Here is an 11,428-nt window from a genome sequence, read left to right on the forward strand (position 1 = left end):
TCTTAATACACGATTGACAATGGTATTAAATTGTATCAATATCCTGCAAATTTTGAAACAAATAGATTTAATAATCACTAAATCCAATACGGTAAAGCATTTAAATTATCTAAATCAAAAAGTTTAATGTTTTTTTTATGGTTTTAAGCGACTCCTGTCTTATTTTTACTCTAAACTTTACAAGGCATAGCATTTATTTAGATATTTAGAATAAAATAAGTAAATTGCTACGTGCATTTAAGCGAATTTTCTGATGCATTCTAAAATCTCAACCTAAAAATTTTACCAAAAAAAAAATTTTAATTATGAACAACTTTACTCAAAGAACACTCTTAGTCATTTTGTTTCTGATAGCGTCTTTAGGTGTTGTCTTAGCGAATGGTTCCACTTCAATTTCAGAAGAGAATAAGAACTCTACAAACACCTCCATTCCAGACGCCCCAACTGTTCAATATGTAGGAATAGATAGATGTGGCTATCAATCCATTGGTGATCCTCGAAGCGTTGTAGTATTAAGATCTTCTGGTTGTAATACTGGAACAATCACTTGGTATGATTCTAATGGACGCGATTTAGGATTGAATACTCCTACTACTGAGTTAAAATTCTTAGAAATCACAGCAAATACAACGGTTTATGCTACTTGTACCATCGTAGGAAATGGTGTTAGCGCACATTCAAATCATTTGGATGTAAAATATTTATCAGCACCAACTGTTCCACACATTATTCAAGACAATAAAGTGGTTTGTGATGGTCAGACTATTTCGTTGAAATCAAGTATTACCAATCCAAACTATATATATAGATGGGAAAGAGGTGTGAGCCATGTTACTTCTGGTGCACAGTTAGACCCATCAACAAAAGGAATCGGAACACCTGAATTAACTGTTAATCAGTCAGGTTTTTATTATTTATCAATAGTATCTCCAGAATGCCCTCAGGCTCCTGCTTATGCAAGTGGTCAGGTTTATGCTGAATTTTACTCGTTACCTAAACCTAAAATTACTGTTGAAGCACCTACTTTTTGCGAAGACATAGGTACTACGCTGAAAGTTGATAGTATTCAATTTATCAAGAATTATCAATGGTATGTAAATGGTGTAAAACAAGATAATTTAGGTACAGTAAGTCACATTGAAAAATTCAACAAAACAGCTTCTATTCAAGTAGTATCTGTAGAATCTAGAATTGGTTGTCTTTCTCCAATATCTGACGCGGTTTCTCTAAAAGCAGTTACAGTTCCTACAAAACCTGTTATTACTGCTAGTGCATTAGAATTTTGTGAAGATAAAACCGTTTCTTTAAAAGCAGATAGTAGTGCAGTAACAGCCAAATATGAATGGTATATCAATGGGGTAAAACAAGATAGCTTAGGCTCATTAAGTTCAGTAAAATCATTCAACAAAACGGCAACTATTCAAGTATTAGGTGTTGAAAAAGTATTAGAATGTCGTTCTGCACTTTCTGAACCTGTAAAATTAACAGCGCTTGTATTACCAACTAAGCCTGTTATTACCTCATCAAAAGCAAATGCCACTATTTGTGCTGGCGATACATTATCTCTTACATCAACAGCGGGCTTTAGCTACAATTGGAATACAGGGGCCACTACTAGAACCATCGCTAATATTAAAGTTGCAGGCAAATACGCTTTGCAAATAATTGATGCCAAAGGTTGTGTGTCTAAATCATCAGATACTACAACGATTAAAGTAAATGCACTTCCTGCGAAACCTGTTGTTACAGCAAGTGGTCCAATCGCATTTTGTGATGGTGGATCGGTTACTTTAACATCAACCCCAAATGTTAAATATATTTGGAGTAACAATGAAACGACTCGCTCAATCACGTTAAGTACTTCTAAAGACTTGACAGTAGCTGTTATCGATGCAAATAACTGTACTTCGCCTTCGTCTGACTTAGTAAAAGTTACTGTTTATGCATTGCCTGCTAAGCCAACGATTACTTCAAGTGGAAATTTATCTTTCTGTGCTGACCAAAGCGTAATTATTACTTCTTCGGATTTAATCAATGGTGAAAAAACAAAATATATATGGAGTAGTAAAGATTCAACAAAGTCTATTACAGTAAAAACTACAGGGACTTTCTCTGTAAAAGTAATTGACCCACGTGGCTGTATTTCTCCTTCATCTGACCTAGTATCAACTGTTGCTTTGCCTGTACCAGATGCACCAACGATTGCTGCTGATGGCGCAACAATATTCTGTTCAAGAAGCAATGATGATTATAGTAAAATCAATACTGTAAACTTAGTAGCAACAAGTGCTTTTGAAGTAACATGGAGTACAGGCTATGTGGGAAAAACCCTTAATTTAACTTCTATTAATAGCCAAGGTACTTTTGTAGATATTTCAAGAGAATATACTGCATTTGCGAAAAATACTAGCACGGGTTGTATCTCACCAAAATCAGCACCGATTAACATCATTGTTAGAAACAACCCTGATGCATCAGCAGCATCTATTGAAAAAGACGGTACTTATACGTTAAAAGCGGTTAATTTCCCTGCTGGAAACGAATATGAATGGAAGTATGGTTCGGAAGTATTAGCATTCAAAGAAGGAATCATTAAAGCCAATAGATTTGGAGACTATACAGCGAGAATTAAAACATTGTTTGCGATTCCTACAGCACCTGGTGGTCAGTTAGCATGTTTTTCAAATTTCTCTAAAGCATTTTCTTTCAAAGAAGACCCAAGTTTCGCAGGATTATCTATCTATCCTAATCCAAGCAATGGTTTGTTAACCATTGAAACATTAGCTGATTATGACAATCCAGAGATTTTGATTTACGACCTTTTAGGAAGACAGATTTATGCAGGAACTTTACCAACTATCAAAGGCAAAGTAATCATTGATTTAAGAAATAACAATGAAGGCGAATATATGCTTCGTTTCAAAGCAGCAAATTTTGATTTAACAAAACGTATTATTGTTAATAGATAATTTTAAAAAATCATGTTAAAGCCTTCTCAACAAAATTGAGAAGGCTTTTTTATTGGGCTTTTTTGTACATTCGTAATACAAATCATTTAACATTAAATCTTTCATCAATGACAACCCTTAAATATTTCACCTCCCTATTACTGACGCTAATTGCCATCCATACCCATGCTCAATGGCTTAAACAAAACATCAATACGGATGCAAGCTTTAGGGCGGTGCATGCCGTATCAGATAAAATCGTTTGGATTGGTGGCTCAAAAGGGACTTTTATTAAAACGCTTGATGGAGGAAAAACTTGGGAGGTAAAGCAAGTTCCTGAAGCCGAAAAATTGGATTTTAGAGACGTCCATGCTTTCGATGCAAACAAGGCTATATTGGTGAGTGCAGGCGAGGCCGAAAAAGGGAATGCTAAAATATACCGTACTGAGGATGGTGGTAAAAGTTGGAATATCGTTTACCAAACTAATGAAAAAGGCGTTTTCTTTGACGGTATCGATTTCTGGGATAAACAAAATGGTATCGCTTTTAGTGACCCTATTAACGGGCATTTCTTTATTATTAAAACAAAAGATGGTGGCAAGACTTGGATACCGATTAATCCAGAGAATATTCCTAGTAACCAAGAGGGCGAAGCAGCCTTTGCAGCCAGTGGAACAAGTTTGATTGTTTCAGGAAAAAGCAATGTATATATATGCACTGGTGGAGCAAAAAATTCAAGAATTTTCAGAAGTACTGACCAAGGTAATAATTGGGACGTAATTAACACAACGATGTCGGCGAGCCAAGCCAGTGGATTATTTGGTATGAGGTTTTGGGATATTAATCATGGCATTGCTGTGGGTGGTGATTATTTAGAAGTTAATAAAGCCATTCCGAATGTTTTACTGACAAGTGATGGCGGTAAAACTTGGGTTGATGCTCCACAAACAAACCCTGCGGGTTTGAAAGAAGGGGTAGCCGTTTACAAGAAAAAAATCCTGATAGCCGTTGGGCCATCAGGAACTAGTTATTCAAAAGATTTTGGAAAGTCGTGGAAAGCGATTGATACCTCAACATTTCATGCCATTAGTATTATGGGAAATGGCATTTGGGCAGTTGGAGGAAGAGGGAACATCGCCAAATTAGATACATCTTTTTTAGAAAAAGAATAAAGCTATTATTTCCCTTTCCAAGAAATCATTAATACGCCAGATAGCACCACAAAGGTTCCTGCTAATTGCCAAGCAGTAATACTTTCATCTAAAAAAATATTCGCCATAATAATGGTGGCTACTGGCCCGACACTTCCAATAATAGACGCATTGCCTGAGCCAATGCGTCTTATTCCTTCAGAAATCATAAACGAAGGAATAACCGTAGAAAATACAGCCATCGCAAGGCTCAGCCAATAAGCCCCTGCTTCATAAGATAGTAATCCCTTCCCTACTGAAACTAAGTAATGTACGATGACCATACCCGTAGAAATAAGCATGGCATAGCAAGTAAATCGGAGCGCACCAACTTTTTGAATCATTTCGCCACTGCCAATTAAGTATAAAGCATAGGTAAAGGCACTCAAGAAAATCAGGATTGAGCCTATCACTAAGTCTTTTTGCAAACCTAATTGCAAGTCTGGGACAAAAGCAATCGCTACGCCGAGATAGGTAATTATTAAAGCTATGTACTGAATTTTATAAATAGGCTTCTTTAAAAAAATGGCAGATATAATTACTACAATAGTAGGATATATAAAAAGGATAAGGCGTTCTACACTGGCAGTAATATAATTTAAACCCCAGAAATCAAAAAGTGAAGCCAAATAATACCCGACTAACCCAATAGCAAACATCCAAAACCATTGTCGTGTAGTGAGCTTTACTTGGTCTAGTTGTTTTTGCTGTTGAAAGAATAGAATTATCAGATAAAATGGTGCTGAGAACAACATTCTTAGGGCTAACAAAGAAACAGTATCTACGTGATAATGTAGATAATTATACTTTACCAGAACAGCTTTTCCTGCAAATAAAATTGCGCCTGTCAATACTAACATTACTCCAACAAAATACTGAAACTTGCTTTTTTTCGTCATGGTTTATTTAAAATTAAGGTAAAAACAAAAAGACCTTTCACATTGCTGAGAAAGGTCTTTTCAATAAATTCATATCAAATAGTTACTTATCTCATGCCTTGGGGGCTGATAGCGAGAAGTAACCAAGATGCTGAAATCATTTTCATGATGTTTATTATTATTTTTTTCTAAAAAATATCTGAATCGGTACACCATTAAAATCAAAGTGCTCACGCATTTGATTTTCTAAATAACGTTCGTAAGACTCACGAATATACTGTGGTAAGTTACAGAACATTACAAAAGATGGTGCTTTAGTTGGTAATTGAGTCATGTATTTGATTTTGATATACTTTCCTTTCCAAGCTGGCGGAGGATAGTTTTCAATCACTTTTAACATCACATCATTCAATTTAGAAGTAGGAATTTTTCGGGTTTTATTTTCATATACCTCCAATACTTTTTCTACTGCTTGGAAAATACGCTGCTTATCTTTTACTGAAGTAAAGATAATTGGCATATAATTGATTGGTGCCATTCTTTGACGAACCGCATCTTCAATGCGTTTTGCTGTCATTGAATCTTTCTCAACCAAATCCCACTTATTAATCATCAACACGATACCTTTTTTAGCTTTATCAGCCATTGATATGATGTTCATATCTTGTGCTTGTAAACCCGTTTGGACATCAATCGTTGTAGCATCAACAATAATCACTGCTACATCACATTCTTCCATTGCTTTGATTGAACGCAATATTGAATAATATTCAATGTTATCATCAATCCTAGCTTTTCTACGAATACCCGCAGTATCTGTAATGATAAAATCTTTCCCAAACAAGGTATAGTGATTATCAATGGCATCACGCGTTGTACCCGCTATATCTGTTACGATACTTCTTTCTTTTCCTAATAGCGCATTCAAGAAAGATGATTTACCTACGTTTGGTTTACCTAAAATAGCAATTTTAGGAATTCCAGCATTCGGGTTTTCAATTCCTTCTTCAGGGAAATGGCTCACTACAGCATCTAATAAATCTCCTGTTCCCGAACCACTTTCTGCTGCAATAGGATAAGGCTCGCCCATTCCTAATTCATAAAACTCAACAGCTTCCATACCTTTTTCATAAGTATCAGCTTTATTGGCTACAATATAAACAGGTTTTTTTGAACGACGAAGCACTTTAGCAAAGTCTTTATCTAAATCGGTTACTCCTGTAGAACAATCTACTACAAACAAGCATACGTCTGCTTCTTCGATTGCCATTTCTACTTGTTCACGGATGGCACCTTCAAAGGTATCATCAGAACCATGTACATATCCACCAGTATCAATAATGGTGAAAAATTTACCAATCCACTCACCATATCCATAGTGACGGTCACGTGTAACGCCTGAAACGTTATCCATAATAGCCTTTTTCTGTTCGATAAGGCGATTAAAAAGGGTAGATTTACCCACGTTTGGGCGACCTACAATTGCAACAATGTTTGACATTTTTTAATTTTTTGAGCTGTTCCCTGCGTACCTTTTATGATTAATTTCCTGAATATCAGTCGCTCAATCTTGGCTTAACAAGCAACTCAACGTTAAAGATTACAATATACTGTTAAAAATTAGGGTAGAATGGCTATCAGCTATCAGCAGTGAGCTTTCAGCTTTGAGCTAATTATATTTAAAAAATCATTTAAGAAACATTTTCAAATTAGCACACTTTCAAATTTTCAAATTCATTAGTCTTGACTATAACCAAATGATTTTACTTTTTGTGCTTTTGAACGCCAATCTGGTTCTACTTTGATAAATTGCTCTAAGAACACTTTTTTACCAAAGAATTTCTCCATTGCTTCACGTGCCTGAGTACCTACCTTTTTGATAGATTCTCCTTTGTGACCAATCAGAATGGCTCTTTGCGTTACTCTTTCCACATAAATTTCTGCTGAGATTCTGATAAGATTGTCTTCTTCTTTGAAAGAAACGATTACTACTTCGCAAGAATAAGGAATCTCTTTTTTATAGTTCAAGAAGATTTTCTCTCTTAAAATCTCTGATGCAAAAAAACGTTCAGGCTTATCAGTTAATTCCTCTTTATCAAAATACGGAGGATGTAATGGCAATTGTTCAACGATAGAATCAAAAATCTGACCAATATTTTCTTCTTTCAAGGCAGAAATCGGAATAATAGCTTGTGTTGGGAAACGTTCGCGCCAATGGGCTATCTTTTCTTCAACCTGTTCTGGAGTTGCTAAATCAATCTTGTTAATTAACAACAATACTGGTACGTGGTCTATTCTTGCTAGTTTATTGATAACATCGTCTTCATCATACTTCTCAAAAATATCTGTAACAAACAATATCACATCGGCATCTTCTAAAGAACTATGCACGAAAGTCATCATTGATTTATGTAACTCGTATTTTGGAAGAATAATTCCAGGGGTATCAGAGTAAACTAATTGAAAATCAGTCCCTTTATGCGTACCATTCAAGATACCCATGATACGATGGCGAGTAGTTTGTGCCTTTGAAGTAATAATTGAAAGGCGTTCACCCACCAAGACATTCATCAAAGTAGATTTTCCAACGTTTGGTTTTCCGACAATACTGACAAAGCCAGCTTTATGATTAATTGTTTCCATCATTATCCTCGTTTATTTGTCAAAATTACTGAAATCAGTAGAGGAAGGAATCAAGATAGTTTTGGGGAGTAGCTAACGAGTTCCCTACGGGATGACAAAACGAATTGTATTAATTTTAAAATAAAAAGACGAGTCGTATGACTCGTCTTCTCTCTGTAGCAGGAACAGGACTCGAACCTGTGACCTTTGGGTTATGAGCCCAACGAGCTACCTACTGCTCCATCCTGCGGTGTTGTTTCCATTTGATTGGACTGCAAAGGTACGAAACTTATTTTATTCTGCAAGCATTCACTGAAATAAAAAACTAAAATATTTTATATTTAATTTATCAAATACTTCAACCGAATGATAATCAGCAATTTACAATTTAAAAAACTTCAAATTATTTCATTTTCAATGTCCTTCAAGACCTGCCATCAAGTCTTTTGCCTTTTTAACATTGTTATTTATCTTATCAGATTCCACTAAACCATCGCGCAATCTTACAATTCTGTGTGCATATTGAGCAATATCATCTTCGTGCGTTACCATTACTATGGTGTTGCCTTTAGAATAAAGCTGATCGAACAAATCCATGATTTCGTAAGATGTCTTTGAATCTAAGTTACCTGTTGGCTCATCGGCTAACAAAATAGAAGGATCGTTTACTAATGCTCTAGCAATGGCTACACGTTGGCGTTGTCCCCCCGAAAGTTCATTAGGTTTGTGTCCAGCACGGTTTTCTAGTCCAACACCTTTTAGGGCTAACATCGCTTTCTCAATACGGTCGGCTTTATTATAACCAGCATAAATCAATGGTAGTGCTACGTTCTCTAAAGAAGATTGGCGAGGCAATAAGTTGAACGTTTGAAAAACAAACCCAATTTCCTTATTACGAACTGTGGCCAATTCATTTTCAGACATTTCACTTACATCTTGATTATTTAGTATATACCTGCCAGTAGAAGGGGTATCCAAACAACCAATAATGTTCATCAATGTAGATTTCCCTGAACCCGACGGCCCCATAAAGGCTACATATTCGCCTTTACTCACTGAAATACTTACATCTTTCAAGGCTTGAATTACTTCTGCACCCATTACATAACGTCTGGAGATATGGCTAGTTTCAATAATTTTCATTTTTCCTGAGTGGTAAAGATTTGTATTTAATAGGCTGATGAAAGAAAATGCAATTTATTTTTCTTTTTTTGACCCACTAATAGTTTACATTAAACAAACTTAAAAAATTACTGAAAACCAGCACTTACCTTTTCTATGGATTGTATTTTAGCTTGGTAGGTCGGCAGAAAACGCTGATAGTCGGTTGGAGATAATTTTTGTAATATCTTCAATCCATCTGTTGCGTAATCTTTCATCCCAATTTCTAAGGCTTGTAGAATATATAATTGATATAAAACGGGCGAGTCTTTCCGCCAAGTTATCCCATTCAATACGGCCTGATAAGCCTTTTCTCCTTGTTTCTGTTGATTAAAAATTTGTATGGCTTTTTGTACTACCAATTCATTAAGGGGGTGTTGTTTCAAGCCATCAGTAGTCAAGTTTTTCAACGCTGAAATATCTACTTTTTCCACAGATTCTTTTTTCAACAAAGTATTTAATAATAATTGATAATACTTCCCTTTTTTATCAGTAGAATCGGCAGCGGCTAAAGAATACAGGCTTTGGAAAGTCGATATTTTATCCCCTTTATAATATTCCTGAACAATGTTTGCAAAGTGTAAATCCTCTGCATGCACTTCATTGTCTTCTAATTCTGATAATCGAAGCAAAGGGAATCTTTCACCTTTTGACTTCTGAAAAAGTGTTTGGTTATATATCCAAGCGAAGTCTGATATATTGCTCAATACGGAATCTGGCGATAATATTACCTTCCAATCATCCTTTGAAACATCTTCCACATTAGCAATGTTCTTAAGCGCAGCAATATTAGCCTGATAGGAAGCATATTGAATATTTTCAGGCTTGGCTAGTAACTCCTTTATCGTTTGTTTCTTTCCATTCATTGCCCAAAATGCTAAAAGATTACTTGACGGAACTGCTGGTTTTTGGGCATTCTTAATCGCCATGTCGTAATACAACACCGTAGAATCTATCAAATTAGATTTGTTGTATAAATAGGCTAGATTATTCTGTAATTCACCCGAATTAGGGAATTTTTGTAATCCTTCTTTCAGCGTAAACATGGCATCAAAAAAATGTTCTTCTTCATAAAAAGAACGGCTCAAGCCTTCATAAGCAAAGGCAGAAGGGTTTTTCGCTAAAGCTTTTCTAAAATAAAGGGCTGCTCTTTCATTATCATTTTGCCATAGTGCCAAAGATGCCAAGGCATAATTGGTTTTATGGTTTCGATATTCATAGATTAGCGCTGACTGGTATTCAGATTCTGCTATTCTAAATTGCTTATCAAAAGCATAATAATCGCCCAAGGCGTTATAATAAGCGGCATTGGCTTGTTGGAATGGAAAGAAATTTTTCAACACCAACAGTGCGGCAATCACGATAACAGATAATACTCTGGTAGTCCAAATAGGTAAGTTTAGGGGTTTAAAAACTACTTTATGTACCTCAAAACCTTGCTTAAAAATAGGTAAGAAGTTTACTAAAACATACATAAAAAACAATATACCCATTGCCAAATGGGTATAGGTAATGGCATCTTCTAATACCTCAATCATTGGGTCATTTCCTGTAGCAAAGGCTTGTGCGTTAGTGGCAAAAGTAATGATGGCCAAGCCGAGGTAAATAAATGCTCCTGCCGATTCAAAATCAATAATTTCTTTATTGCCAGCTAATCTTTTTTTGAAACCCCAAATACCTAATGTTGTGGATACAACAAGTAATATAAAGGGGTTGATGTAAATCATTTCCCAATCAATGGTTTTATTGTTATGCAAAAAAACTAACAACACATTGATAAGGTAAATAGCGGAAATCAAGATAAAGTTCTTTAAAGCCTGCGGACTCTTAGCAGACGTCGTAAGCACTACAAAACCTTGGACGATTTCGTAGGCAATCATAAAAATAAATACGGTACTCAATATCATTGCACCTGCTGTTCGGTAACTGGCTAATAGTAAAAAAGGACTATTTACCTTGGCAGTATAAGCAATGAATAAGGTTACTAGTACTGTTATTAATAAGAAACTTATAAACCTTGTAAGAATATTAATAGCTGGGCGAAAAGCATGAAAGTAATAACTAAGCCCTGCATAGAGTACAATCAAACTTATGGTAAAATATCGGTTAGTTACATTATACAATAACTCAAAATTGAAGGTAACCAATAGTAAAATAACAAGCCCCATCGCCATTAAATACCAAAAGCGTGCAAGTGCTGAAAGTGCCGAAACGATTAAGACAGCACCGAAGGCAAAAAGTCCTATAAAAATATAATTACCAATAAGATTAATCTCCATGGTCGATGCTAAGAACTGCTCGGTAACAATAAAAGTTTTGGTAGGAAACGAAAGCGTTTCTTTGCCTATATTAAATTGGTCTAGAATAAAAGGCACTTCTCCTAGTTCACTGAGTATGTTCCAATGGATGACATTTTCTAAGCCTTTAAAATAAAAGAAAATGAAGGCAATTAGGGTCAATAATAAAATACTTAATGAAAAAAAATAAAGTATGCGAGAAGGTTTCTGCCAATTTCTCCAGAATTGTATTGAATGCATATTGATACGATAATTAAAGCTTTATTAAGGCAAGGCGATTAAGCTGTTTTAAAAAATATCATGTTATTCATTCTCTAGCGAGGGACGTAAGT

Annotated in this window: 7 protein-coding genes and 1 tRNA gene; 2 read left to right on the forward strand and 6 right to left on the reverse strand. The window is 35.4% G+C overall.

All coding sequences use genetic code 11. From position 1 onward, the window contains the following. The first annotated feature begins 305 nt into the window (after nt 1-305). Complete coding sequence (locus AC07XN_RS20480) at nt 306-2,969, forward strand: T9SS type A sorting domain-containing protein (RefSeq protein ID WP_494744391.1); 2,664 nt, start codon at nt 306-308, stop codon at nt 2,967-2,969. Between the two features lie 107 nt (nt 2,970-3,076). After that, complete coding sequence (locus tag AC07XN_RS20485) at nt 3,077-4,120, forward strand: WD40/YVTN/BNR-like repeat-containing protein (protein ID WP_494744392.1); 1,044 nt, start codon at nt 3,077-3,079, stop codon at nt 4,118-4,120. A gap of 5 nt (nt 4,121-4,125) precedes the next feature. On the opposite strand, the gene AC07XN_RS20490 is transcribed toward AC07XN_RS20485, so the two are convergent. The 6 genes from AC07XN_RS20490 to AC07XN_RS20515 all read right to left on the reverse strand — a co-directional run bounded on the left by AC07XN_RS20490 (nt 4,126) and on the right by AC07XN_RS20515 (nt 11,336). After that, the gene (locus AC07XN_RS20490; protein WP_494744393.1) at nt 4,126-5,037 is read right to left on the reverse strand and encodes a DMT family transporter; all 912 of its coding nucleotides are present in this window, start codon (nt 5,035-5,037) and stop codon (nt 4,126-4,128) included. 157 nt (nt 5,038-5,194) lie between these two features. Then, nucleotides 5,195-6,517 (reverse strand): ribosome biogenesis GTPase Der, encoded by a 1,323-nt coding sequence (der, locus tag AC07XN_RS20495; RefSeq protein WP_309913531.1) that lies wholly within the window; start codon nt 6,515-6,517, stop codon nt 5,195-5,197. A 236-nt stretch (nt 6,518-6,753) separates the two neighbouring features. After that, nucleotides 6,754-7,662: a GTPase Era gene (gene era, locus AC07XN_RS20500; protein WP_309913526.1), complete on the reverse strand. Its 909-nt coding sequence runs from the start codon at nt 7,660-7,662 to the stop codon at nt 6,754-6,756. 153 nt (nt 7,663-7,815) lie between these two features. Then, nucleotides 7,816-7,888: transfer RNA gene (locus AC07XN_RS20505), tRNA-Met, on the reverse strand. Between the two features lie 164 nt (nt 7,889-8,052). Further along, complete coding sequence (locus AC07XN_RS20510) at nt 8,053-8,781, reverse strand: ABC transporter ATP-binding protein (RefSeq protein ID WP_309913524.1); 729 nt, start codon at nt 8,779-8,781, stop codon at nt 8,053-8,055. Between the two features lie 107 nt (nt 8,782-8,888). Further along, nucleotides 8,889-11,336 (reverse strand): tetratricopeptide repeat protein, encoded by a 2,448-nt coding sequence (locus tag AC07XN_RS20515; protein WP_494744394.1) that lies wholly within the window; start codon nt 11,334-11,336, stop codon nt 8,889-8,891. Nucleotides 11,337-11,428: the final 92 nt, after the last annotated feature.

Source organism: Arcicella sp. GW458-12-2-14-TSB2 (genome assembly GCF_059423785.1).